Source organism: Variovorax sp. W1I1, assembly GCF_030815625.1.
Lineage (GTDB): Bacteria > Pseudomonadota > Gammaproteobacteria > Burkholderiales > Burkholderiaceae_C > Variovorax > Variovorax paradoxus_C.
Window position 1 is genome coordinate 234,582 of sequence record NZ_JAUSWZ010000001.1, and the last position, 23,562, is coordinate 258,143.

The window sequence follows — 23,562 nt, forward strand, 5'->3', positions numbered from 1 at the left end:
ACCGTGAGCTCGATCGCCGACAAGTTCAAGAAATTACTGCCCGTGAGCAACGGGAACGACAAGGCCCGCGTCGACGGCTCCGGTTCGATATCGCTCGACGATGTCGATACGGTTCAGGTTCCGGACGAGAAAACCGTGCGCATCGCGAGGAAGGGCGAAAGCTCGTCTCCCGTTGCGCCCGCGCCCACCGGCTTCGCCGACGGCGACGGCCTGACCGGCGGCGAGAACCCCGACGCGCTCGACGCGGCGGCGCTCGATGCCGTCCCGGCCGCGGGCCGGGCGGGCTCCAGCCAGGCAAAGCAGCAGCGGATCCTGGCGATCCTGCTGGCCGTCACGGTGTTGCTGCTGCTCCTGGTGGCCGGCTCCGCCATTCTTCGCTCGGAACGCCTCGCGCAGCAGGTGGCGGCCACCGGCCAGTCGCTGATGCAGTCGCAGCGTCTGGCCAAGTCGATCTCCCAGGCCCTTGTCGGCAGCGCCTCGGCGTTCGTCGAAGTGAAGGACAGCGCCGACGACCTCTCGCGTCGCGTCGCAGGCTTGACCAACGGCGACGATTCCCTGCGCCTCGAACGTGTGGGCAACCAGTACGACGAGGAGATGAACAAGATCAATCCTCTCGTTGCACGTGCCGACACCAGCGCCAAGGCCGTGCTGGCCCAGCGCCAGATCCTGACCCAGGTGGGTGCCGCCTTGCGCGACATCAACCAGCAGTCGTCCACGCTGCTCGAAATGACGGAAACCGTCGCGTCGCTGAAGATGCAGCAGAACGCCACGCTGCCCGAAATCTCGGCCGCCGGCCAGCTCGTGATGCTGACGCAGCGCATCGGCAAGTCGACCAACGAATTCTTCACGGTCGAGGGTGTGAACCCCGACGCCGTGTTCCTGCTGGGCAAGGACCTGAACACCTTCCAGGAAACCACCCGCGGCCTGCTCGACGGCAATGCGCAGCAGCGCTTCCCCGGTTCGAAGGACCCGCAGACGCGCCAGCAGCTCGAAGCCATCCTGAAGACCTACGAGCAGATGCGCACGCAGGCGTCCGCCATTCTGGGCAACCTGCAGGGTCTGGTGGCGGCGCGCGAAGCGCAGGCTTCCATCCTGACCGACAGCGAGCCGCTGCGTAAGTCGCTGGGCGACCTGCAGGACAAGCTGTCCGCCCGCACGGGTCTGGGCGCCGGAACGATCGTCTTGCTGTTCGTGCTGTCGCTGGCCGCCCTGGCATTCGCCGGCGCCATCGGTTTCGTGCAGGTGCGCGAAGGCCGCGAACGTGCCGCCAACGCCGAACGCGAGCGTCTGGCCGCCGAGCAGACTTCGGAAGAAGCCGGCCGCATCAACAACGCCAACCAGGCCGCCATTCTTCGGCTGATGAACGAACTGCAGACAGTGGCCGAAGGCGACCTGACGCAGGAAGCGACCGTGACGGAAGACATCACCGGCGCCATCGCCGACTCGGTGAACTACACGGTGGAAGAACTGCGTTTGCTGGTGGGCAACGTGCAGAACACGGCAACCCGCGTGGCGCAGACGACGTCGCAGGTGGAAAACACCTCGACCGAACTGCTGGCCGCCTCGACCGAACAGCTGCGCGAGATTCGCGAAACCGGCCAGTCGGTGCTGACCATGGCCGAGCGAATCAACGGCGTGTCCACGCAGGCGCAAGAGTCCGCCACGGTGGCGCGCCAGTCGCTGCAAGCCGCATCGTCGGGCCTGCAGGCCGTGCAGAACGCCATCGGCGGTATGAACTCCATCCGCGACCAGATCCAGGAAACCTCCAAGCGGATCAAGCGTCTGGGCGAGTCGTCGCAGGAGATTGGCGAAATCACCGAGCTGATCTCGGACATTACCGAACAGACGAACGTGCTGGCCCTGAACGCCGCCATTCAAGCCGCATCCGCCGGTGAAGCCGGTCGAGGCTTCTCGGTGGTGGCGGAAGAAGTTCAGCGACTGGCCGAACGCTCCGCAGACGCCACGCGCCAGATTTCGGCGCTGGTGAAGGCGATTCAGACCGACACGCAGGATGCGGTGGGCGCCATGGAGCGCTCCACGCAGGGTGTGGTCGAAGGGGCCAAGCTGTCCGACAACGCGGGTACCGCGCTGACCGAGATTGACCGGGTGTCGCGCCGCCTCGCCGAGCTGATCGAGCAGATTTCGCAATCCGCCTCCCGCGAAGCCGATTCGGCCAACGTGGTGGCTGCCAACATCCAGCACATTTTTGCGGTGACCGAGCAGACCGGTGAAGGTACGCGGACCACGGCCCAGCAGGTGCGCGAGCTCTCGCAGATGGCGGAAGAACTGCGCCGCTCGGTAGCCCGTTTCAAGATTGCCTGACGACAACAGATAGATAAGAACGGCGAGCAACCACGTGTCGATTCAAACCCCTGCCACGGCCCCCATCGCCGGCAACCTGCCGGCCACCGAAGACCTCGGGCCGCTGGCCTGGGTGCTGGGAGAAATCCAGAAATCCCTCGACGGTGTGGGCAAGTCGTTGCGGCGCTTCGTGCGCGACGTGGGCAGTGCAACGGAGCCCGAAAGCGGCCCGCTGCAGATGGCCCGCCAGCAACTGCACCAGGCCGTCGGTGCGCTGCAGATGGTGGGGCATTCCTCGCCTGCGCTGGTGCTCGGCGCCATCGAATTCGCGGTGCAGGGCTTCATTGCCGAACCGCAGCGCTGCACCGACAGCGCCGTGCTGAAGATCGAGCGTGCCGGCTTCGCCGTCACCGATTTCCTCAGTGCGCTGCTGGCCGGCAAGTCCGTGTCATCGGTTGCCCTCTTTCCCCAATACCGCGATGTGCTTGAACTGGGCGGCAACGAGCGCGTCCATCCGGCCGATCTCTGGAGCACCGCCTGGCGCTGGGTCGAGGTCAAGCCCGCGCTCACGCAAGCCGCCGTCGCCTACGACCCGGCCGTGCGCTCGCGCCTCGACCGCGAAGTACTGCAACTGGTCAAGACCGGTGACGTCGAGGCCGCCAAGCGCCTGCAGGGCCTGTGCCTGGGACTCGGACGCGGTGCGCTGCTGCCCCGCGTCGCCAGCTTCTGGACGCTCGCCGCGGGCTTCTTCGAAGCCCTGTCGCTCGGCCTGATTCCCGCCGACGCCTACGTCAAGCGCGCCGCCACGCGCGTGCTGCTGCAGTACGCCACGCTGGCGCGCGGCGACAGCCTCGTGTCCGACCGTCTCGGCCAGGACCTTTTGTTCTTCTGCGCGCAGGCCGTGCCCACCGCCCGCGACGAGGCCGCCACGCTGCGCACCGTGCGCAGCGCCTGGGGCGTCGCCCACGAGCAGCACATCGACTACACCGTCGAGCAGTTCGGCCGCTTCGATCCGCTGGTGCTCACGCAGGCCCGCAAGCGCATCGAGACCGCCAAGGAAATGTGGTCGGCGCTCTCGGGCGGCGACATCACCCGCACGCGCCAGGTGGCCGACACCTTCGCGCAGCTGGGCGAATCGCTGCAGAAGCTGCATCCGCCGAGCCTGCCGATGGTCGAGGCGCTGTCGCATGCCGTCGAGGCCTCGGTCAAGTCGGGCCAGCCGCCCGACACCGAACTGGCGATGGAAGTCGCCACCTCGGTGCTGTACCTGGAAGCCGCGCTCGAAGACCTCGATCCGAGCGATCCGCAGCTCACCTCCCGTACGCTGCAGCTCGCGGGCCGCATCGAACGCGTGCGCGCGGGCGGCCATTCCGAGCCGCTCGAGCCGTGGATGGAAGACCTGTACCGCCGCGTGAGCGACCGCCAGACCATGGGCACCGTGGTCGACGAGCTGCGCAGCCACCTGAGCGAACTCGAGAAGTCGCTCGACCAGTACTTCCGCCGCCCCGCCGAAAAGGGGCTTCTCCGCACCGTGCCGACGCAATTGATGCAGATGCGCGGCGTGTTCTCCGTGCTCGGCCTCGACCAGGCCGCGCTCACCGTGCAGCGCATGCGCGACGACGTCGAGGCCATGCTGGTCAGCACCTCGCCCGCCGAGGAAATGGCCGGCTTCGACGCGCTGGGCAACAACCTGGGCGCGCTGGGCTTCCTGATCGACATGCTGGGCTACCAGCCCGCGCTGGCCAAGCGCCTGTTCGTGTTCGACACCGAGGCCGGCGAACTCAAGCCGCTGATGGGCCGCCAGGCCGCCGACAGCCACGAAGGCGACGTTGCGGCCCCCGCGGCCGAACCCGTGCTCAGCATCGAGGAAGTCGACGCACAGATCGCCTCGAAGCTCGCTGCGCTCGCCACGCCTGCCAAGAAGACCAAGCCGACGCCGCTCGAGGAATTCAGCCGCAAGGCCGAGAGCTGGACCTCCAAGATCACCGGACCGGGCGCACTGCCCGACACCGAGGTCACCGAGCTGGAAGAAGACGACCTCCAGAACATCTTCCTGGACGAGGCTCGCGAGGTGGTGCACAACGGCCTGGCCGCCATCACCGAACTGGGCAGCCATCCGGACGACATCGAAGAGCTCACCATCCTGCGCCGTGCGTTCCACACGCTCAAGGGCAGCTCGCGCATGGTCGGCCTCACCGACTTCGGCGATGCCGCCTGGTCGCTCGAGCAGGTGCTCAACACCTGGCTGGCCGACCAGCGTCCCGCCACGCCGGAGATGCTGTCGGCCACCGAACGCACCCTGCGCGACTTCGGCCAGTGGGTCGAAGCCATCGCCTCGGGCGAATCGCATTCCTGGCAGGCCGGCCCGTTCAGCCGCGTGGCCGATGCGCTGATGGCCGGCGAGCCCGTGCCGCCGCCGGTGCGCGTGGCCGACGCCGAGCAACTGGCCGTGGCCGCCCGCCACATCGCCGCCGAACCCGAGCTGCCGCCGCTGCCCGATCTGTCGTTCCTGCCGGACCTCCCGGTGCAGGCCGCGCCCGAGCCGTTCCCCGAACTGCCCGCGCTCGAAGAAGAGCCGCAGAAGCCCGTGTCCGCTGATGCGGACGACGACTTCACCTCCACCGACTTCATCGATTTCGAGACGAAGCAGCCCACCTCGCCCGCACCGCTGGAGGCGCTGCCCACCGGTGACGATTTCGATTTCCTGGCGCCCGCGAAGGCGCCTGCCGAGCCGGCCGCTGCTCAGCCCAAGCCCGTCGAGCCCGAAGCGGGCATCGAGGCGACCGTGCCGACCGCCACCAGCCTGCCGGACTTCGCCTGGGACCTGAATCCGCTGCCCGTGCCGGCGAACGAGCCCAAGGCCGACGACATGGCCCTGCCTCCGCTGGAGGCGCTGCCCGAGTTGGAACTGACTCTTGAGCCGGAGCCCGAACCCGTGGCCGTGGCTGCGGTCGAAGCTCCCGTCGAGCCGCAGGCCATCGTGGCCGAAGAAGAAACGCCGGAGCCTGTTGCTGCACACGAGTCCGTCGAGACGGTCGAAGCCATCGAAGTGACGGAAGCCGCGGAAGTTGCGGAAGTCGCGGAAGAAGAACTCTCCGCCTCCGCCAGCGCTGAAGACCAGGTCAAGGTGATCGGCCCGCTGCGCATCGGCATCGCGCTCTACAACGTCTACCTCAACGAAGCCGACGAATGGTCCAGGCAACTGGCCACCGACGTCGGCGAATGGGCGCTCGAATCGCACGAGCGCCTGCCCGACTCGACCATCGCGCTGGCGCATTCGCTGGCAGGCAGTTCGGCCACCGTCGGCTTCCACAGCCTCTCGGGCATGGCGCGCCTGCTCGAATCGGCGCTGCAGCATCTGCAGATGCAGGGCAGCGGCACGCGTGAACAGGGCGTGGTGCTGGTCGCCGCGGCCGACGAGCTGCGCCGCCTGCTGCATCAGTTCGCCGTGGGGTTCCTGCGCGATCCGGCCGAAGGCACGCTGCAGGCGCTGCGCGACATCGCGGCAGCCCCCATGCCGCTCGAAGCCGCCGTGCGCAGCGAAGTCCGGCCGTTCCAGCAGATCGTGTCCACCAGCGACGGCATCGCCGACGTGGCGCTGGACGACTCCGAAGACGCCATCGACCTGGCCGATGCCGTCGATGCCGACCTGTTCCCGATCTTCGAGGAAGAAGCCGCCGACCTGCTGCCCCAGCTGGGCGAAGCGCTCCGCCAGTGGTCGCACCATCCCGACGACAGCGCGCCGCGCGCTTCGGTGCTGCGCACGCTGCACACGCTCAAGGGCAGTGCGCGACTGGCCGGCGCCATGCGCCTGGGCGAACGCGCGCACCGCATGGAGTCCGAGATCGAAGTCCTGGGCTCCCAGGGCGCCGAGCGGGCCGACATCGAAAAGCTCCTGGCCCGCCTCGATGCCCTGCAGGCCACCTTCGACGCGCTGCGCGCGGCCGACGATGCCACGCAGGTCGAGATGGCCCAGCTCGTTGCCGCGGCCACCGCGCCTTCGCCGGCCATCCAGCTGGTTCAGGTGGCGCCCGAAGGCGGCGTGCCGGCGAACGACGAAGAAGCCGCTCCGGTCGCCGATGCGTCGGAAGATGCCGCCGGCCCGGCCGTCACGATGCTGCAGCCGCGCCCGGCGCCCGCCTTGCTCGCGCCCCTGCGCGCCGCATCGGGCCAGGCCGTGCGCATTCGCACCCAGCTGCTCGACCGCCTGGTCGCGCAGACCGGCGAGGTCATCATCACGCGCTCGCGCCTCGAAGCCGAACTCGGCCAGCTGCGCGGATCGCTCTCCGACCTCACGGGCAACCTGGACCGCCTGCGCCAGCAACTGCGCGACATCGAAGTGCAGGCCGAAAGCCAGATGCAGTCGCGTCTCGCGCAAGCCAAGGATTCGCAGCAGAGCTTCGACCCGCTCGAGTTCGACCGCTTCACCCGCGTGCAGGAACTCACGCGGATGATGGCCGAGTCGGTGAACGACGTGGCCACCGTGCAGCGCACGCTGCAAAAGACGGTGCAAGCCACGGAAGACGACCTGAGCGTCCAGGCGCGCCAGACCCGCGAACTGCAGCGCGGCCTGCTGCGCACGCGCATGGTGGAATTCGAAGGCATTTCCGACCGTCTCTACCGCGTGGTGCGCCAGGCGTCGAAGGACACCGGCAAGCAGGTTCGCCTGGACATCGTCGGCGGCTCCATCGAAATGGACCGTGGCGTGCTGGACCGGATGACGCCCGCCTTCGAGCATCTGCTGCGCAACTGCGTGGCGCACGGCATCGAGGACTCGGCGGCGCGCGAAAAGGCCGGCAAGGAAGCCAGCGGCCTCATCGTCATCGACCTGCACCACGAAGGCAACGACGTCTCGGTGAGCTTCCGCGACGACGGCGCCGGCCTCGACCAGAAACGCATTGCCGAGCGCGCACGCGCACTCGGCCTGCTGGCGAGCGACCAGGAACTCACGCCCGAAGAAGCCACCGAGCTGATCTTCAAGCCGGGCTTCTCGACGGCCGGGCAGGTCTCCGAGCTGTCCGGACGCGGCATCGGCATGGACGTGGTTCGCGCGCAGATCTCGGCGCTCGGCGGCCGCATCGAAACGCACAGCACGGCCGGGCAGGGCACCACCTTCAAGCTGGTGCTGCCGCTGACCACCGCCGTGACGCACGTGGTGATGCTGCGTGCCGGCGACGTGTCGATCGGCGTGCCGTCGAACCTCGTGGAACTGGTGCAGCGCGTGAGCGGCACCGATCTGGAGGCCGCCTATCTGCACAACAGCCATCCGTTCGGCAGCGAACAGGTGCCGTTCTACTGGGCCGGCGCGCTGTTGCAGGCCTCGGCCCGCAGCGGGCATGCCGGTGCCAAGAACAACACCCTCGTGATCGTGCGAAGCGCGGCACAGCGCGTCGCGCTGCACGTGGACGAAGTGCTGGGCAACCAGGAAGTCGTGGTGAAGAACCTCGGCCCGCAGCTCGCGCGGCTGCCCGGTCTCGCCGGCATCTCGGTGCTGGCCTCGGGCGCGGTGGCGCTGATCTACAACCCGGTGGCGCTCGCGGCAGTGCACGGCGAACAGGCGCGCCAGCGCCAGGCCGCCGCGCTGGTGGCGCCGGCGCACGCCGCGTCGGCCACGGCCGACCAGGACGCACCGCAGGTTCCGATGCCGGTGCTGGCCCCGGTGGCGCCGCAAGTGCCGCTGGTGCTGGTGGTGGACGACTCCATCACCGTGCGCCGCGTAACGCAGCGCCTGCTGCAGCGCGAAGGCTATCGCGTGTCGCTCGCGGCCGATGGCCTGCAGGCGCTCGAACGGCTGCAGCAAGAGCGTCCGTCGGTGGTGCTGTCGGACATCGAAATGCCGCGCATGGACGGCTTCGACCTGGCCCGCAACATCCGCGCCGATGCCGCGCTGGCCGAGCTGCCGATCATCATGATCACCTCGCGCATCGCCGAGAAGCACCGCGATTACGCGCGCACGCTGGGCGTGAACCACTACCTGGGCAAACCGTACTCGGAAGAGGAACTGCTGCGCCTGGTGCGTGCGTACACGACCGAGCCGACGCTGGCCGCTGCCGCCTGACGCGCTCCGGCGCTCATCCAGAGAAAGGCCCTTCGGGGCCTTTTTCTATTTCTGCAGCGCCTTGGCCCGCGCCACGCCGTAGCGCTGCAGCGTCTTCTCGCGCGCCTCGGCATGGTCCACCACGGGCAGGGGATAGGTCTCGCCCAGCTTGATGCCCGCGGCCTCCAGCTCGACCGGCGAGGCCGTCCACGGCGCGTGGATCGTCGCGTTCGACAGCCCCGCGAGCTGCGGCAGGTAGCGGCGGATGAACTTGCCCTCGGGGTCAAAGCGCTCGCTCTGCGTCACCGGATTGAAGATGCGGAAGTAGGGCTGCGCATCGCAGCCGCTGGAGCTCGCCCATTGCCAGCCGCCGTTGTTGGAAGCCAGCTCGAAGTCGTTCAGGTGCAGCGCGAAGTAGCGCTCGCCCCGGCGCCAGTCCAGCCCCAGGTCCTTGCAGAGAAAGCTTGCCACCACCATGCGCAGGCGGTTGTGCATGTAGCCGCTCTGGTTGATCTGCAGCATGGCCGCATCGACCAGCGGGTAGCCGGTGCGGCCCTCGCACCAGGCGTCGAAGAGCTGGTCGGCATGCTTGCCGTGGTGCCACTGGATCTTGTCGTACTCGGGGCGAAAGCTCTTCGATTCGCCGTCTTTGTGGACGTGCGGGAAGTGCGTGAGGATCTGAAAGTAGAAGTCGCGCCAGATCAGTTCACTCAGCCACGTCGCCGCGCCCGCATTGCCCTGCAGCGAGAGCTGGTGCGCCACGCCCGCCACCTGGCGGATCGACACCGTGCCGAAGCGCAGGTGCACGCCCATGTAGCTGGGGCCGCGCACCGCGGGGAAATTGCGCGCTTCGTCGTAGCGGTCGATGCGCTCGAAGAAGTCCTCGAACAGCACGCCGGCGCCGAGCGAGCCGGTCGGAATTTCCAGCGTCGAGAGGTTGGTCTTCTCGAAGCCGAGTTCGCCCAGCGAGGGCATCGGCTCGCGGTAGGCCTGCGGCGGCGGAACCAGCGCATCGGCGTGGCCGCGCACCGGGTAGGGCTTGAGAAAGAACGAATCCACCTTCGCGAGCCAGGCCCGCTTGTAGGGCGTGAACACGGTGTAGGGCTGGCCGGTCTTGGTCAGCACCTCGTCGCGGTCGAAGACGGTCGAGTCCTTGTAGGTGTGAAAGGCGATGCCCGCGTTGGCCAGCGCGCCGAGCACCTTGGCATCGCGCTCCAGCGCATCGGGCTCGTCGTCGCGGTTGGCGAACACGGCCTGCACATCGAGGTCGCTCGCGAGCGAGGGGATTTCCTGCACCGCGTGGGAGTGCCGCACGATCAGCCCGCCGCTCAGGGCGCCCAGTTCAGCCTGGAGCTCCAGCAGCGATTCGCGGATGAATTCGACCCGCCGGTCGGCGCTGGGCAAGGGGTCCAGGATCGCCTTGTCGAACACGAAAACGCAGACCACCTGGCGGCAGGCGCGAAGGGCGCGGTAGAGCGCTGCGTTGTCGTCCACGCGAAGGTCGCGGCGGAACCACATGAGCCCCTTGGGATAGGTCTTGTCGACGGCCAGTAAAATGGGTGGCATATGGCCGCCGATTCTGCCCCGATGAACCTCACGCATCACTTTTTGATAGCGATGCCCGGGATGGAAGACAAAACTTTCAACCGCAGCGTCGTGTACCTCTGCGAACACAGCGAGCGCGGTGCGCTCGGCCTGGTGATCAACAAACCCAGCGACATCAACCTGAAGGTGCTGTTCGAGAAGATCGAGCTGCACCTGTCCCGCCCCGAGCTGGGCGACTCCCCCGTCTTCCAGGGCGGCCCGGTGCAGACCGAGCGCGGCTTCGTGCTGCACGAGCCGGTCTTCGCTCATGCCGAGAAGCCCGAGGAATCGGTCTACGCCTCGACCATGACCATTCCCGGCGGCCTGGAGATGACCACCTCCAAGGACGTGCTGGAGGCCCTGGCCACCGGCGCCGGCCCCCGCAAGGTGCTGGTTTCGCTGGGCTATTCGGCCTGGGGCGAGGGCCAGCTCGAATCGGAACTGGCCGAGAACAGCTGGCTCACCGTGAGCGCCGATCCGGCCGTGATCTTCGACACCCCGATCGAGCAGCGCTACGACAAGGCGCTGATGCTGCTGGGCCTCGAAGCCTGGAAGCTGTCGCCCGACGCCGGACACGCATGATGACCTCGGCTCGCCCCCAGTCTTCGCGCACTTCGTGTCGCTTCGCCAACCCCCTGCCGGGGGCGGGCCGGCCGCTTCGGGCGGCCGTGCGCGGCGGCCCCCTGTGAGTGGACCGGCGATGTCCGACAGTGCTGCGTCCTCATCTGTTCCCGTCCCGCCCCATTTCCAGACCTTCCTGGCCTTCGATTTCGGCCTGAAGCGCACGGGCGTGGCCAGCGGCAACCGGCTGCTTCAATCGGCCACGCCGCAGGCCACCATCAAGGCCGAGGGCGATGCCCGCTTCGCGCAGGTCGAGGCTCGCATCAAGGAATGGCAGCCCGACGCGCTGGTGATCGGCGTGCCCTACCACCCCGACGGCGCCCCGCACGAGAATACCCGCCGCGCGCAGAAGTTCGCGCGCCAGTTGCGCGGCCGTTTCAACCTGCAGGTGTTCGAAGTCGACGAGCGCTACAGCACGACCGAAGCGCTGTCTTCCGGCGCCAGAGACGCCGACGCCGCTTCGGCCTGCATCATCCTGGAGCAATTTTTGAGGAGTCTCCCGTGAGTTCCATTTCCGCCATTCCCGACGCCGAAGGGCTCTACACGGGCCTCCTGGCCGGCGTGAAGGCGCTGCTGCGCCCCGAAACCAAGCTGGTCGGCATCACCTCCGGCGGCGCCTGGCTCGTCGAGCGGCTGCAGAAAGACCTGGGCCTGCCCGGCGCGCCCGGCGTCATCTCCTCGGCGATGCACCGCGACGACTTCGCGCGTCGCGGCCTCTCGGCCAGCGCGCAGACCTCGCTCCCCTTCGACGTGAACGGCACCGACGTGCTGCTGCTCGACGACGTGCTCTACACCGGCCGCACCATCCGCGCGGTGCTCAACGAGCTGTTCGACTTCGGCCGCCCCGCCTGCGTGCGGCTCGCCGTGCTGGTCGACCGCGGTGGCCGCGAGCTGCCCGTTGCGGCCGATTTCTCGGCCGCGAAACTCACGCTCCCCGACACGCAGCTCCTCGCGCTCGCCCGCGCCGACGATGGCGCCTTCAGCCTCAAGGTGGAGGAAAGCAAGTAATGCTCTACAAGCGAAATCCGCAGCTCAACAAGAACGGCGAGCTCATCCACCTGCTGTCGATCGAAGGGCTGCCCAAGGACATCGTCACGCACATCCTCGATACCGCCGCCAACTTCACGAGCGTGAGCGACCGCGAGGTGAAGAAGGTGCCGCTGCTGCGCGGCAAGAGCGTGTTCAACCTGTTCTTCGAGAACAGCACCCGCACCCGCACCACCTTCGAGATCGCGGCCAAGCGCCTGAGTGCCGACGTCATCAACCTGGACATCGCGCGCTCCTCGGCCACCAAGGGCGAGTCGCTGCTGGACACCATCGCCAACCTGAGCGCCATGGCCGCCGACCTGTTCGTGGTGCGCCACAGCGAGTCGGGCGCGCCCTACCTGATTGCGCAGCACGTCGCGCCGCATGTGCACGTCGTGAATGCCGGCGACGGCCGCCACGCGCACCCCACGCAGGGGCTGCTCGACATGTACACGATCCGCCACTACAAGAAAGACTTCACGAACCTCACGGTCGCGATCGTCGGCGACGTGCTGCACTCGCGCGTGGCGCGCTCCGACATCCACGCATTGACGACGCTCGGCTGCGCCGAAGTGCGCGTGGTCGGCCCGAAGACCCTCGTGCCCGGCGACATGGCCGGCATGGGCGTGCGCGTGTGCCACACGCTCGAAGAAGGCATCAAGGACTGCGACGTCATCATCATGCTGCGGCTGCAGAACGAGCGCATGAGCGGCGCGCTGCTGCCTTCGTCGCAGGAGTTCTTCAAGACCTACGGGCTCACGCCCGAGAAGCTGCAGCTGGCGAAACCGGATGCGATCGTGATGCACCCGGGGCCCATCAATCGCGGCGTGGAGATCGACTCCGCCGTGGTCGATGGCAAGCAGAGCGTGATCCTTCCGCAGGTCACTTTCGGCATCGCGGTCCGCATGGCCGTGATGAGCATCGTGGCGGGTAACGAAGCATGAACACTCTCATCACCAACGGCCGCGTCATCGACCCCGCCTCGGGCACCGACAAGAAGGCCGACATCGCCATCGCCGACGGCAAGATCGCCGGCATTGGCAACACGCCGGCCGGCTTCAAGGCCGACCGCACCATCGACGCCGCGGGCTGCGTCGTCGTGCCCGGCCTCGTGGACCTCGCCGCGCGCCTGCGCGAGCCGGGCTACGAGCACGAAGGCATGCTGGAGAGCGAAATGGCCGCGGCCATCGCCGGCGGCGTGACCAGCCTGGTGTGCCCGCCCGACACCGACCCCGTGCTCGATGAGCCCGGCCTTGTCGAAATGCTCAAGTTCCGCGCCGAGAAGCTGCAGCGCGCGCGCCTCTTTCCACTCGGCGCGCTCACGCGCAACCTCGCCGGCGGCGTGCTCACCGAAATGGCCGAGCTCACCGAGGCCGGCTGCATCGGCTTCAGCCAGGCCGACGTGCCGCTGGCCGACACGCAAGTGCTGCAGCGCGCACTGCTCTACGCGAGCACCTTCGGCTACACCGTGTGGCTGCGCCCGCAGGACCGCGACCTCGGCAAGGGCGTGGCCGCCAGCGGCCCGCTCGCCACGCGCCTGGGCCTCTCGGGCGTGCCCGTGTCGGCCGAGACGATTGCCATCTTCACCATCGTCGAGCTCATGAAGAGCACCGGCGCGCGCGTGCACCTGTGCCGCATCTCCAGCGCCGCGGGCGTGGCGCTGGTGCGCGCGGCCAAGGCGCAGGGGCTGCCGCTGACCTGCGACGTCAGCATCAACTCGCTGCATCTCGCGGACACCGACATCGGCTACTTCGACAGCCGCGCGCGCCTGAACCCGCCGCTGCGCCAGCAGGGCGACCGCGACGCGCTCTCGGCCGCGCTGGCCGACGGCACCATCGACGCGCTGGTGTCCGATCACACGCCCGTCGAGGCCGACGCCAAGACGCTGCCTTTTGCCGAAGCCGAACCCGGCGCCACCGGCCTCGAACTGCTGCTGCCGCTCGCGCTGCAATGGGGCGAGCGCAGCGGCGCGGGCATCGCACGGGCCATCGAGGTCATCACCTCCGCGCCTGCGCGTCTGCTGGCCACCGTCGATGCGGGCACCGGCATCGGCCGGCTGGTCGAAGGCGGTGTCGCCGACCTGTGCGTGGTCGATACCGCGCTCGAATGGCAGGTGCAACCCGACCAGCTCAAGAGCCAGGGCAAGCACACGCCCTTCGCCGGCTATCCGGTGCAGGGCCGTGCGCGCCACACGCTGGTCGCGGGCCGCGTCGTCCACGGCTGAGAACGAAATCCACGCGCCATGCTTCATTCGCTGAAGGCCTGCTGGCGGTTGCTGCATGCAGTCGGACATGCGCTGGGCGGCTGGTGGACGATCCGTTTTGCGTTTCCGAAGATGTCGCAGGCCGAGCGCAACGCGCGCGTGCAGGAATGGTCGCGCCGCATGCTCGAGATCATGGGCATCACGCTCAAGGTGCAGGGCACAGCGCCGACCCAAGGGCCGGTGCTGATCATCAGCAACCACCTGTCGTGGCTCGACATCACGGCCATCCATGCGGCGCGGCATGTGCGCTTCGTGTCGAAATCGGGCGTCAAGCACTGGCCGGTGATCGGCACGCTGTCGACCGGCGCGGGCTCGCTCTACATCGAGCGCGAACGCCGCCGCGATGCGCTGCGCGTGGTGCACCACATGACCGAGGCGCTGCGCGAGGGCGACATGATCGGCGTGTTCCCCGAAGGAACGACGAGCGACGGCCGCGGGCTGCTGCCCTTCCATGCCAACCTGCTGCAGGCCGCGATTTCTTCCGGCGCACCGGTGCTGCCCGCCGCGCTGCGCTTCGCCGATGCCGCCACCGGCGAAACCAGCCAGGCGCCGCGCTACATCGACGACGACAACCTGCTCACCTCGCTCTGGAACACGCTGCGCGCGCCGCCTTTGCTGGCCATCGTGCGCTTCGGCGAGCCGCAGGATTCGCACGGCCGCGAGCGCCGCACCTGGGCGCAGTCGCTGCATGAAGACGTGCAGCAGCTGCGCCGCGAAACACATTGAGCCGCTGAGCGGCAGCCGCAAAAAAAGCGCCCTCGAAAGGGCGCTTGAACGACGCACGGATGCGCCGTGAGGAGGAAGCGAAAACGCGGGGCGGGCGTCAGAGGATGCCGAAGATCTTCAATCCGATGATCACGATGATCGGCACGCCGCAGAGCCAAAGGATGATGCTTTTCATGATCGAAGTCTCCGTGAGCTAAGTAGGGCTCTACATTGGCCGCGCGTTCGGCCGGTGCTTGCGGGAGAAGGCAAACCTTGCGCGTGGGCGCGTGCCTACAAGACCTGGACGGCGAAGACGCCGATCGCCACCAGCCAGGAGAGCGCCAGCGCGACCCAGAGCCATGCGCTCCATGCCGATAACTTTGCCAGCCGTTGCGACGGAGCGCTGCGAAGATCGCGCGTCATCAATGCCAGGAGTGCCTGTCCACCGTTTGTCGCGGAGAGCGGCAGCAGATTCAAGGCTGCCAGCTTGGCCGCGACAAGGCCCAAGAGCGAAACGAAGCCGTACTGCACGACCGAGGCACGGGTGCCCTCGAGCAATGCTTGGGCGGTGCTCAGCGGCCCCAACGCGCCGGCCACGATCTGCACGAAGCCGCTGCCTACGCTGACCAGCCCCGAGCCTGGGTGAAGAACCACCGCAACCAGCACCAGCGCAGCGGCGCCCAGGAGCGGCAACAGCACCTGGACGGCCCTGGGCCGGTGGTTGAAGGCGTCATCGAAGTAGCTGGCCTGAACATCGTCCGGCACCCATTCCACACGGGTGTCTTTCAGCGTGACCGAGCCTCCGAGAGGCAGCAGTCGCAGCTCGAAGAGGCCGCGGGACAGTAGCACCGGCCCAATGCCGAACGCGATCCGACGGACCTTGATGCCCAGCCAGTTGCCGAGGACAGCCATGACAGCGATATGGAGGGCTGCCAGCAGCGCGATGGCAGCGATGAACTTCAGCGCAATGAGCATGTGGATCGAAGCGGGGTTCGAAGGCGCGCCGGTAGGGCTCCTTGGGGAACACGAGCAGACGTGTTGCTGCCGGCGGATGGTAGCGTCGAAGCCCGTTCACCCGGAGCGCCAGGAGTTCCATCTGCCGGCAGCCGCGCACGGCACGCAAAAGCAATGACATACCCGCTTGCCCGCCTGCTGCGTGCGATGCCCCTGCTGTTCATGCTCGGTGGGCTGCTCGCGGCATTCGACGCCGAAGCCAACTACCCGTGTTCGGGCGGCAAGGGCGGCGTGTCCCACTGCTCGGGCGCGCTGTTTGTCTGCAACGACGGATCGATCAGCGGTTCGAAGAAAGTCTGCACCGGCCCCCAAGGCGGCGGCGGTGCAGCGCGCGGACTGTTCGCGCCGCAGCAGGCAACCGGAAGCGGTGCGGGCGCCGGCGATTGCGCCTGCCGCTCCGGCCGCATCTGCACGGGTCCGCGTGGCGGCCAGTACTGCCTAAGCGACAGCGGCGCGAAGAGCTACGTGCGCCGGTGATCCGATCAATCAGTCGCGGTCTTCGTAATACCGGCGATGCTGCTCCCGCTCCCACTGCCGGCGGCGCCATTCACGGCGCTCGGCACGGCGTTCTTCCCAACGCTCCGCGCGACGCTCTTCCCAGCGGGAACCAGGCTCGTAGTACACCGGCGCGGGCGTGGAATACACAGGCGCCGGGGGCTGGTAGTACGTCGGCGCCGGCCGCGAGTAAACGGGTGCCGGCTCGTAGTAGACCGGTGCCGGTTGGCCGACGACCAGGCCCGGCAGGTTGACGCCAACGGACCAATGGGTCTCCGCATTGGCCGATGCGCCGGCGAACAATGCACCTGCGGCGATGACGCCTGCAGCGGCCAGCTTGAGAACGGTTCGGGGAATCGACATTTCATCTCCTGAAGCGGGGCATGGAACAGCCCTGATGTCGTATCCAACGCCCCTGCGCACGAGGCCGCTCACATCGCTTAGGTGAAGTACCGTTCCCAAATGTCACTCAGGTTGCGAAACGATGGCGCCGCGGGACCGCGCACTAACCCCAGAACGCGTCTTCCGCCGCCTGGTCTTCGGAGAACAGCCACACCTCGCAGATGCGCCCATCTTCGATGCGCAGCACGTCCACGCCCGACATCGCCATCGACGCCCCCGGTTTTTCCGCGCTGAAGTGCAGCGGCGTCGCGACCCGATCGCCCTGCGCCATCAGCGGCCCGACGCCGTCGATGCGAAAGCTGCCACCGCTGCGCTCCATGAAGCGCCCCAGCAGCGCGTAGACGGCCTCCTTGCCCCGGTGCGTGCCCGAGAGGCTGCCGCTGCCCGGCTGGTGCCAGACGATGTCGTCCGCGAAGATCTTGCCGACTGTCTCGAAGTCGCCCTTGGCGACGGCGTCGAAGTAGCTGCGGACGAGTTCGATGTTGTGCTGCGGGGTGGTGGTGTCGATGGTGGTGTTCGTATTCATGGCGCGGACAATAGCCACCCGCATCTCCTCCCGCAAGAACGCACCCCAACGTGCCCAAGGCACCTCGAAGTGACCATGGAAGAACAACAACAAGCCCCGCAACCTGCCGCTCACCCGGCATGGAACCCGTACCTCGCCACCTGCCCGACGCGGCAGGTGCTCGACTGCATCGCCGACAAATGGGCCGCGCTGGTGGTGGGCTTGCTGATCGGCGGCACGCGGCGTTTCGGCGAACTGCGCCGCGAGATCCAGGGCGTGTCGCAGAAGATGCTCACGCAAACGCTGCGCTCGCTGGAGCGCGACGGCATCGTGCGCCGCGAGGTCTACGCCACCGTGCCGCCGAAGGTCGAGTACTCGTTGACGCCGCTGGGCGAATCGCTCGCGGCCACGCTGGAAGAACTGCGCCTCTGGGCGGAACGGAACATCGAGGACGTGCTCCGGAATCGGGAGGCGTTCGATGCGGCGGCAGCGGTGGTGAGTGAAAGCGCCCCGGCATCGGCAGCAAAGAACCGCTGAGCAGCAGGGGCAACTGAGGGCTGGACGCATTCTTTCGTTCATGCCCCGCGCCCGTTGCTGCACCCCGTTTCCCTCGCAAGCACCTCTCGCCGAGCCGCGCCATCCGGCGTACGCAGGCCGGCCGTTTTGCGTTGCCGCACGAAGGCGTTAATCTGCCGCAGCTTCATTTCCAGGGACGGAACTGCTTCCAATGACTCCTGTCGTCATCTATCCAAGCCGCCTGCGCGTCAGCCTGCTCCTCGTGGGCTCGGTCCTTTTCGTAGCCGGGGGCGTCTGGCTGCTGAGAAATCCCATTCGGGGCGACGAGTTCATGGGCTGGCTCAGTGGATGGGCCAGCATCGTCTTCTTCGGCGCGGTCGGGCTCTTTGCACTGGGCCGGCTCGTGTCGAGAAAGCCGGCGATCACGATCGATCTCACCGGCATCACGGACAACGCATCGGGACTGTCCGCCGGCTTCATCCCGTGGTCCGACATCACCGATGCGCAGATCGTGAAGTTCCAGCAGCAGAAGTTTCTCGGCGTGTCGCTGCGCAATCCGAAGGGCTACCTTGCCAAGGCCTCGCCCTTCAAGCGCATGCTGATGAAGGCCAATTCATCGCTCGTGGGCTTCGTCATCAACATCCCCCGGATCGCGCTGCCTGTGACCCTCGAAGAAGTGCTGGCGCACATCGAGCGCTTCAGGCAGGCCGCCGCGGTTGCGCCCCGCATGTGACGCAGGCGGCGCACGGCGATGAGGCAGGCACAGCGGGCAGGCAGCGCTCGGCTTGAGCGCCCTTGGCGGCGCGGGCACGCTGCGCATCTGCCGCGCGGTGCGCGTTGCTGAATGACGGCCGCCATGAAAGAGATTCGCCTGGGTTGGTCGTTGGAGGTCAGCCACCTCAAGCATCAGATCCAGGCCGCCGCGAGCTGGAAGCCCGAGACGCCCGCGCTGCGCCGCGACCTGGAAATCATGGCCGAGGTGGGCAACGAGGTCTTCGGCGAAGGCACGCACTGGATCGAAGAGCGGACGGTGCCCACCAAGCCTGAGTGAGTGAGTGAGTGAGTGAGTGAGTGAATGAAGGGCGATGCTGTCGCCCTTTCGCTCGCGTTTCCTGCGCATCCAGCCGCAGTTGAACGGCGTGCAATATGGAACTGCAAAACCATCAGTTCCGTTCTTCGCCAGCCGCGCCCATGATCGCCTCCCGCAGTCATTCAGCAGGAGACGACACCATGATGGCCGACACCCTCATCGATGAGCCCGAAGTGGCGCAGCCCGCCGCAGAGGGACCGCAGGAGGCGATCGCAAGATGCGTGGCCACCGTCATGCGCTCGCGCCGCGCGACGCGTGCCTTCAAGGCGCAGCCGCTGCGCCGCGAAGTCGTCGAAGCAATCCTGCAAGACGCCGCCTTTGCGCCGAGCGGCGCCAACATCCAGCCGTGGCGCGTGCACGTGCTCAGCGGCGCGGTCAAGAACGCGCTGACCGATGTGCTCGTCGCCGCCTCCCGCGCCGGCACTGCACCGGCGCCCCAGCACTTTCCCGAGCCGCTGCCCGACACCTACCGCGCGAGGCTCATGGACTTCGGCGCCCGCTACTACGCCTCGCTCGGCATCGATCGCAACGACACGCCCGCCCGCACGCGCCAGACCGAGCGCAACTACGCTTTTTTCGGCGCACCGGTCGGCCTCATCTTCAGCATCGACCGCCGGTTGAAGCCGCACAGCTGGATCGACCTCGGCCTCTTCGCGCAGAACGTGATGCTCGCGGCGAAAGCGCGCGGCATCGACACCTGCCCGCAGGTGGCGTTCGCGCAGTTCCATGAACCGATCGCGGCGCACCTGCACATGTCGCCGGACGAGGTGACCGCCTTCGGCATGTCCATGGGATACGGCGACCCCGAGGCCGAAGTGAACCGCGCCGCGATGCCGAGGGAGCGCGTGCACGACTTCGCGCGGTTCTCCGGCTTTCCGGCCTGACCTTTCTTTTCTTTCGATTCTTGATTCAGGAAAAAACGCGCATGAACATCTCATCGCTTGCCGCCGCTGTTGCTGCTGTCGTTGTTGTCGCAGCCGGCACCCTCGGCGCGTTTGCGCCCCTTCCCGCCGCCGCACACGAGCCGGCCGAAAGCGTCACGCCCGCACTCAAGCAGGCGATTCCGAACATCCCCGGCAAGTCGCTGGTCGCGGTGGTCGTCGACTATCCGCCGGGCGGCGCCTCGCCGGCGCATGTGCATGCGAAGTCGGCCTTCATCTACGGCTACGTGGTGGCGGGCGCCATCGAGTCGCAGGTGAACGATGGCCCGAAGCAGATTCTTCGTGCCGGCGAGAGCTTCTACGAGCCGCCCGGCGCGAAGCATCCGGTCAGCCGGAACGCCAGCAAGACTCGGCCCGCGAAGCTGCTCGCCGTGTTCGTGGTGGACACCGACGACACCGCGCTCACGACGCCCATCACCCACTGATTCGATCTCCAGGAGCGCGACCACCATGACCCAACGCCTCGACTACAACCAGATCGCCCCGGCCGGCATCAAGGCCATCGGCACCGTGTACGGCTACGTCTCGCAGAGCGGCCTGTCGCCGGTGCTGGTCGACCTGGTGTACCTGCGGGTTTCGCAGATCAACAACTGCGCGTACTGCCTGGACATGCATACGCGCGATCTGTTGAAGAAAGGGCAGGCCGTTGAAAAGCTCGCGCTGCTGCAGGCGTGGCGCGAAGCGGGTGCGCTCTTCGACGCACGCGAGCGTGCCGCGCTGGCGTGGGCGGAGTTGGTGACGCGGGTGGCGGAGACGGGCGTGCCCGACGGCGACTACGACGCGGCGCGGGCTGTCTTCGAGGAGCGTGAGCTGGTGGACCTGACCATCGCGATCGGGTTGATGAATGTCTACAACCGGATGGCGATCAGTTTTCGGAATACGCCGCAGGCGGTGGGTGCTGCGTAGCGCCGCATCGATCGGCGTGGCGTCACGCACGCGGCCCGTTTTCTGGTGACGAGCCGCGTTGAGTCGGTAAAAAAGCCGCTGCGTAGCAGCGGCTTGATTCACCGATTCACGTCGCGCCGGCTTGGCTCAAGCTCTGACGCAGAGCGGCGGTCTTGTGGCTCGGGTCGTCGATGGCGGAGAGGACGACGCTGCTCAATTCAGCGAGGTGCTTGAGGATGCCGGGGAGTCTGTTGGCCAGCGTTTCCGAGTCGAAGGTGGCGGACCCGGAGAGCGCTTGAAGGATGGCGAGCCAGTCGAGTGATTCGCAGGCTGCGATGCGGATGACTTCGCGACGAGGGGTGTCGAGAAAATCTTTTGCTTGCGGGAGTTGCGGTGCCGACGTGTTGGGCTCGGCGGTGGTGGTGGAGGCGCTTGTGGCGCCGTTGATAGACTTCTTCTTAGCCATGATGTGCGGGTTCTCCCAAGAGGTTGCACGTTGTGGTTAGGCTGGTTCGGTGTCTCACCACCGTTCCAGCCGCCTGAATTTGCCTCAGAAAATCGCGGTCTGAATTCGACTGCGATACGCCCTGAGACGCGGCGTTTATCTTTTATTTCGGTCCTTCCAATCAATCAATTGTTCGATTGATCGCTGGCGCTCGCAATATTAAATCGCGCGAAGCTCGCCCTTGGAATTGGTTTGCAGCATCCCTACGAGTAGCATTTTAATTTCGCGTGCCTATTTTCACCGAACGGGCAGGGGTCGGTGCACGGGCCTTAAATCTATTCGTGAAATTGTCCCGATTTCCTCACTTCGTCTTGCAGCAAAATTAAACTGCGGCAACAAGCGCGTGGGCCTTGTTGGTAATTTGGTTGACGATTTCTTCTAGGACCGGGAATTTGAATCCTTCCTCAATGGATTTTTTGAAAAACAGCTCCATAACTTCCGAGTTTTTTAGGGCCTTTGATGGTTTTTCATAAGAAAGCGCGGCGGCGCATTCTCCGCGGAGAGGGGCAAATCTTTCTCCAACACAGCTTTGGAGGTAAGTTTCGATATCATTTTCGAAGACTGCAAAGTCCGGCGTAGCAAGCGTCGAAGGGTAATCTATTGAATCTAGGCCGCCCATTCTTGTGTATGCGCGATTCGTGTGAGCGGTCTTATTTTCAACCTTGTCCCCATCAAAAATGAAGTAGGTAGAAATTCCAAATCCCCTGAATGCGACCACTGCTCGGTCAAGATTATTTTTTCCTCCGACTGGAATTAATACAATGCCAAGCTGATCCCAGCCTGCACTCATTAATTCTTGCATCGCCCAAAGAGCGGCGACATCGGATTCTCCCTCCACAACAACGACAACGTCCGCAAAAAAACCTTCGTTAACGATAGTGTTCAACACGGGTGCCGCACGGGATACGAAAGCCTGCTCGGTAAATTCTTCTGCAGGACGTTCCCAGATTCTTGCTAGTTCTTCTGCCGCCTGCTTTTTGCTGAATTGCGTAAATGCCGTGTGTCGAGGGGCGGTTGCTGGGTCTGCAAGTGTTTTTCTGCAAATGCGAATTTCGTTGAAGTGCTGCACTTCTAAAAAATAGGGGGAGTGAGTTACATAAAGAACTTGAGTGGATGGAGCTAGAGCATCTTCTGCTCTTATAGCAAGCCCTCTCAGTATTTTCGCAAGATAGCGACTGCGAGCTGGATGAAGATACAACTCCGGCTCTTCGATAGCCAATATCAGATCGGGAATTCGATCAGTGAAATTGGCATTTTCTGTATTTGTATCTGTATTCGCAGGATTGACCTGAGGTACAGGAGTTAACGATAGCTGCTCGAGAAGCGAGAGCACTACTGCACGTTGTAGGCCATGCCCGGTATAGCGCACTGGAACGCTGAAATTATCCTCTGACACCGAAACTGTTGCGTCAGGAAGCGGAATTGATGGAGGTTTAAGTTCCTCAAAATCAATAGAAAGATCCGCGCCGGGAGAATAGCGACGCAGGCGTTCGGAAACTGACTCGCCCAATTTTGTCAGTTCTGGCAAATTGTCTTTTCCGTATAGCTCTTTGGCCTTTGCCTCAAAATCCGTTTTAAATTTCTGAAAATCTTCTCTGTTGGCAATACTTCGAGTGACGATCAAATCAAGTAGCTGCATGATTGCACCACGTTTTTCCATCTCATTTGAAGCATCGCGCACAGCTGGAACCAAGACGAATTTGGTGAAATTATCCGGTTTGCCTCCCCCAACATTTTTAGAGCCAAAGAATTGCGTTTCTCTTTCTATGGGAACTTGCATATCTGGATGGGCGCTTTCGTACTCGGCCATCAATACATCCAAAGCAGCTGCGTTGTTTGGAATTGCAGCCAATCCAGGGAGTTCGCCATTTTCGAGCGTCTCTTTCAAAAGGGTGCGTCGTGCTTGAAACGGGACTTTTCTCGCGTCGGCGAATATGGGGATTTGTGCAGAGGCTCCGTAGTATCTGGCGCCGCCGCTATTTATTTTCTTGCTGACAACCAACTTGTTATCCTTGATGTACTCTGAAAATTCCTTCAATTCATCTTCGCGAAGACTTCCGTAGGTCACGCGAATTTTTATTTCGAGTTCTGAATTGTGGCCGTAGTAATCAAGTTTCGAGTATTGAGTAGATGGTGTGTAGAAGCTGTCTAAAGCGTAGAGAATTGTGGATTTTCCAACTCCATTTCTGCCAACGAATGATGTTGCATCATCAAAAAGAATCTCCGCTTCTTTGATGCAGCGGAAATTCTCCACGTATACCTTTTCAATGCGCATATTTCTTCCCTCTAGATGTTCAAGCCAGCATATGCCTTGGAGCGAAACAAGTCGATACGGTGAACTAGGGTGTTTTGCTGATGCATTGAATTCAAGCGATCCGAACTTTCAACGCCTCCTTGACCAGTTGATTCGGCCAGCTTCGCAAAGCTGATCCGCATCGGAACTGAAATCGACGCGTTGCGAGTTGTCCCCTTGCAAAGCAGGAATCTGAGAGTGCTGCGGAGGTAGCCGGCAGACGCTGGTCGAGGCCCTTCGAGCGTTCGGGTGGCGACGGTCGGCTAGAGCCGCGATTGCGCTCGAAAACTTGCGGTAGGTTTGCCGAGCTCGCTATCGATTCGGAAGGTTGGCGAGTCGGGCTTTGATCTTTCCGCTCGGACGAGCGATCTGCCGCGTG

Annotated in this window: 22 protein-coding genes; 16 read left to right on the forward strand and 6 right to left on the reverse strand. The window is 65.3% G+C overall.

Annotation, left to right across the window (positions count from 1 at the left end; translation table 11 throughout):
- Positions 1-3: 3 nt before the first annotated feature.
- Together QFZ83_RS01150 and QFZ83_RS01155 are read left to right on the forward strand one after the other, a co-directional pair.
- Positions 4-2,322 carry a methyl-accepting chemotaxis protein gene (locus QFZ83_RS01150; RefSeq protein WP_306881544.1) on the forward strand — a complete coding sequence of 773 codons (2,319 nt, stop codon included), beginning with the start codon at positions 4-6 and terminating at the stop codon, positions 2,320-2,322.
- A gap of 34 nt (positions 2,323-2,356) precedes the next feature.
- Positions 2,357-8,359: an Hpt domain-containing protein gene (locus QFZ83_RS01155; protein WP_307501607.1), complete on the forward strand. Its 6,003-nt coding sequence runs from the start codon at positions 2,357-2,359 to the stop codon at positions 8,357-8,359.
- Between the two features lie 45 nt (positions 8,360-8,404).
- Here QFZ83_RS01155 and QFZ83_RS01160 read toward each other — a convergent pair whose 3' ends face one another.
- Entirely contained in the window at positions 8,405-9,904 is a 1,500-nt protein-coding gene (locus QFZ83_RS01160) for a deoxyribodipyrimidine photo-lyase (protein WP_307501611.1), read from the reverse strand.
- Between QFZ83_RS01160 and QFZ83_RS01165 the strand changes: the two genes are divergently transcribed.
- The 7 genes from QFZ83_RS01165 to QFZ83_RS01195 all read left to right on the forward strand — a co-directional run bounded on the left by QFZ83_RS01165 (position 9,905) and on the right by QFZ83_RS01195 (position 14,755).
- Complete coding sequence (locus tag QFZ83_RS01165; protein ID WP_307501614.1) at positions 9,905-10,504, forward strand: YqgE/AlgH family protein; 600 nt, start codon at positions 9,905-9,907, stop codon at positions 10,502-10,504. It begins immediately after the preceding gene.
- 118 nt (positions 10,505-10,622) lie between these two features.
- Entirely contained in the window at positions 10,623-11,048 is a 426-nt protein-coding gene (gene ruvX / locus QFZ83_RS01170; RefSeq protein ID WP_013543581.1) for a Holliday junction resolvase RuvX, read from the forward strand.
- Positions 11,049-11,053: 5 nt separating this feature from the next.
- Entirely contained in the window at positions 11,054-11,551 is a 498-nt protein-coding gene (gene pyrR / locus QFZ83_RS01175) for a bifunctional pyr operon transcriptional regulator/uracil phosphoribosyltransferase PyrR (RefSeq protein WP_307512606.1), read from the forward strand.
- Positions 11,551-12,513, forward strand: a complete 963-nt coding sequence (locus QFZ83_RS01180; protein WP_307501619.1) for an aspartate carbamoyltransferase catalytic subunit — start codon at positions 11,551-11,553, stop codon at positions 12,511-12,513. The genes pyrR and QFZ83_RS01180 overlap by 1 nt, the downstream gene beginning before the upstream one ends.
- Positions 12,510-13,793 (forward strand): dihydroorotase, encoded by a 1,284-nt coding sequence (locus QFZ83_RS01185; protein WP_307501621.1) that lies wholly within the window; start codon positions 12,510-12,512, stop codon positions 13,791-13,793. The genes QFZ83_RS01180 and QFZ83_RS01185 overlap by 4 nt, the downstream gene beginning before the upstream one ends.
- Positions 13,794-13,811: 18 nt before the next feature.
- Positions 13,812-14,558: a 1-acyl-sn-glycerol-3-phosphate acyltransferase gene (locus QFZ83_RS01190; RefSeq protein ID WP_013543577.1), complete on the forward strand. Its 747-nt coding sequence runs from the start codon at positions 13,812-13,814 to the stop codon at positions 14,556-14,558.
- Between the two features lie 44 nt (positions 14,559-14,602).
- Positions 14,603-14,755, forward strand: coding sequence for a hypothetical protein (locus QFZ83_RS01195; protein WP_307501625.1), 153 nt, complete (start codon positions 14,603-14,605; stop codon positions 14,753-14,755).
- Positions 14,756-14,828: 73 nt separating this feature from the next.
- On the opposite strand, the gene QFZ83_RS01200 is transcribed toward QFZ83_RS01195, so the two are convergent.
- Entirely contained in the window at positions 14,829-15,512 is a 684-nt protein-coding gene (locus tag QFZ83_RS01200) for a site-2 protease family protein (protein WP_307501627.1), read from the reverse strand.
- 153 nt (positions 15,513-15,665) lie between these two features.
- On the opposite strand from QFZ83_RS01200, the gene QFZ83_RS01205 reads away from it, so the two are divergent.
- The gene (locus QFZ83_RS01205) at positions 15,666-16,028 is read left to right on the forward strand and encodes a hypothetical protein (RefSeq protein WP_307501630.1); all 363 of its coding nucleotides are present in this window, start codon (positions 15,666-15,668) and stop codon (positions 16,026-16,028) included.
- Between the two features lie 9 nt (positions 16,029-16,037).
- On the opposite strand, the gene QFZ83_RS01210 is transcribed toward QFZ83_RS01205, so the two are convergent.
- Entirely contained in the window at positions 16,038-16,409 is a 372-nt protein-coding gene (locus QFZ83_RS01210) for a hypothetical protein (protein ID WP_307501633.1), read from the reverse strand.
- Between the two features lie 142 nt (positions 16,410-16,551).
- Positions 16,552-16,974, reverse strand: a complete 423-nt coding sequence (locus QFZ83_RS01215; protein WP_307501636.1) for a nuclear transport factor 2 family protein — start codon at positions 16,972-16,974, stop codon at positions 16,552-16,554.
- A gap of 75 nt (positions 16,975-17,049) precedes the next feature.
- Between QFZ83_RS01215 and QFZ83_RS01220 the strand changes: the two genes are divergently transcribed.
- From QFZ83_RS01220 to QFZ83_RS01245, 6 genes are all read left to right on the forward strand, one after another.
- The gene (locus QFZ83_RS01220) at positions 17,050-17,490 is read left to right on the forward strand and encodes a helix-turn-helix domain-containing protein (RefSeq protein ID WP_307501638.1); all 441 of its coding nucleotides are present in this window, start codon (positions 17,050-17,052) and stop codon (positions 17,488-17,490) included.
- A 190-nt stretch (positions 17,491-17,680) separates the two neighbouring features.
- On the forward strand, positions 17,681-18,202 hold the full coding sequence (locus tag QFZ83_RS01225; protein WP_307501640.1) for an STM3941 family protein: 522 nt from the start codon (positions 17,681-17,683) through the stop codon (positions 18,200-18,202).
- Positions 18,203-18,325: 123 nt separating this feature from the next.
- A complete protein-coding gene (locus tag QFZ83_RS01230) occupies positions 18,326-18,520 on the forward strand; it encodes a hypothetical protein (protein WP_306881555.1) in 195 nt (64 codons plus the stop codon).
- Between the two features lie 179 nt (positions 18,521-18,699).
- A complete protein-coding gene (locus QFZ83_RS01235; protein WP_307501643.1) occupies positions 18,700-19,443 on the forward strand; it encodes a nitroreductase in 744 nt (247 codons plus the stop codon).
- 41 nt (positions 19,444-19,484) lie between these two features.
- A complete protein-coding gene (locus tag QFZ83_RS01240) occupies positions 19,485-19,925 on the forward strand; it encodes a cupin domain-containing protein (protein ID WP_307501647.1) in 441 nt (146 codons plus the stop codon).
- A 25-nt stretch (positions 19,926-19,950) separates the two neighbouring features.
- Positions 19,951-20,406, forward strand: a complete 456-nt coding sequence (locus QFZ83_RS01245; RefSeq protein ID WP_307501650.1) for a carboxymuconolactone decarboxylase family protein — start codon at positions 19,951-19,953, stop codon at positions 20,404-20,406.
- Positions 20,407-20,512: 106 nt separating this feature from the next.
- Here QFZ83_RS01245 and QFZ83_RS01250 read toward each other — a convergent pair whose 3' ends face one another.
- Positions 20,513-20,851: a hypothetical protein gene (locus QFZ83_RS01250; RefSeq protein WP_307501653.1), complete on the reverse strand. Its 339-nt coding sequence runs from the start codon at positions 20,849-20,851 to the stop codon at positions 20,513-20,515.
- Positions 20,852-21,212: 361 nt separating this feature from the next.
- Positions 21,213-23,165 carry an ATP-dependent endonuclease gene (locus QFZ83_RS01255; protein ID WP_307501655.1) on the reverse strand — a complete coding sequence of 651 codons (1,953 nt, stop codon included), beginning with the start codon at positions 23,163-23,165 and terminating at the stop codon, positions 21,213-21,215.
- Positions 23,166-23,562 lie beyond the last annotated feature (397 nt).

Coding starts and splice junctions, on each gene's coding strand:
- QFZ83_RS01220 (WP_307501638.1), top strand. CDS start 17,050: ATGGAAGAACAACAACAAGCCCCGCAACCTGCCGCTCACCCGGCATGG.
- QFZ83_RS01200 (WP_307501627.1), bottom strand. CDS start 15,512: ATGCTCATTGCGCTGAAGTTCATCGCTGCCATCGCGCTGCTGGCAGCC.
- QFZ83_RS01235 (WP_307501643.1), top strand. CDS start 18,700: ATGATGGCCGACACCCTCATCGATGAGCCCGAAGTGGCGCAGCCCGCC.
- QFZ83_RS01250 (WP_307501653.1), bottom strand. CDS start 20,851: ATGGCTAAGAAGAAGTCTATCAACGGCGCCACAAGCGCCTCCACCACC.
- QFZ83_RS01240 (WP_307501647.1), top strand. CDS start 19,485: ATGAACATCTCATCGCTTGCCGCCGCTGTTGCTGCTGTCGTTGTTGTC.
- QFZ83_RS01210 (WP_307501633.1), bottom strand. CDS start 16,409: ATGTCGATTCCCCGAACCGTTCTCAAGCTGGCCGCTGCAGGCGTCATC.
- QFZ83_RS01165 (WP_307501614.1), top strand. CDS start 9,905: ATGGCCGCCGATTCTGCCCCGATGAACCTCACGCATCACTTTTTGATA.
- ruvX (WP_013543581.1), top strand. CDS start 10,623: ATGTCCGACAGTGCTGCGTCCTCATCTGTTCCCGTCCCGCCCCATTTC.
- QFZ83_RS01225 (WP_307501640.1), top strand. CDS start 17,681: ATGACTCCTGTCGTCATCTATCCAAGCCGCCTGCGCGTCAGCCTGCTC.
- QFZ83_RS01190 (WP_013543577.1), top strand. CDS start 13,812: ATGCTTCATTCGCTGAAGGCCTGCTGGCGGTTGCTGCATGCAGTCGGA.
- QFZ83_RS01185 (WP_307501621.1), top strand. CDS start 12,510: ATGAACACTCTCATCACCAACGGCCGCGTCATCGACCCCGCCTCGGGC.
- QFZ83_RS01245 (WP_307501650.1), top strand. CDS start 19,951: ATGACCCAACGCCTCGACTACAACCAGATCGCCCCGGCCGGCATCAAG.
- QFZ83_RS01160 (WP_307501611.1), bottom strand. CDS start 9,904: ATGCCACCCATTTTACTGGCCGTCGACAAGACCTATCCCAAGGGGCTC.
- QFZ83_RS01215 (WP_307501636.1), bottom strand. CDS start 16,974: ATGAATACGAACACCACCATCGACACCACCACCCCGCAGCACAACATC.
- QFZ83_RS01180 (WP_307501619.1), top strand. CDS start 11,551: ATGCTCTACAAGCGAAATCCGCAGCTCAACAAGAACGGCGAGCTCATC.
- QFZ83_RS01230 (WP_306881555.1), top strand. CDS start 18,326: ATGAAAGAGATTCGCCTGGGTTGGTCGTTGGAGGTCAGCCACCTCAAG.
- QFZ83_RS01255 (WP_307501655.1), bottom strand. CDS start 23,165: ATGCGCATTGAAAAGGTATACGTGGAGAATTTCCGCTGCATCAAAGAA.
- QFZ83_RS01205 (WP_307501630.1), top strand. CDS start 15,666: ATGACATACCCGCTTGCCCGCCTGCTGCGTGCGATGCCCCTGCTGTTC.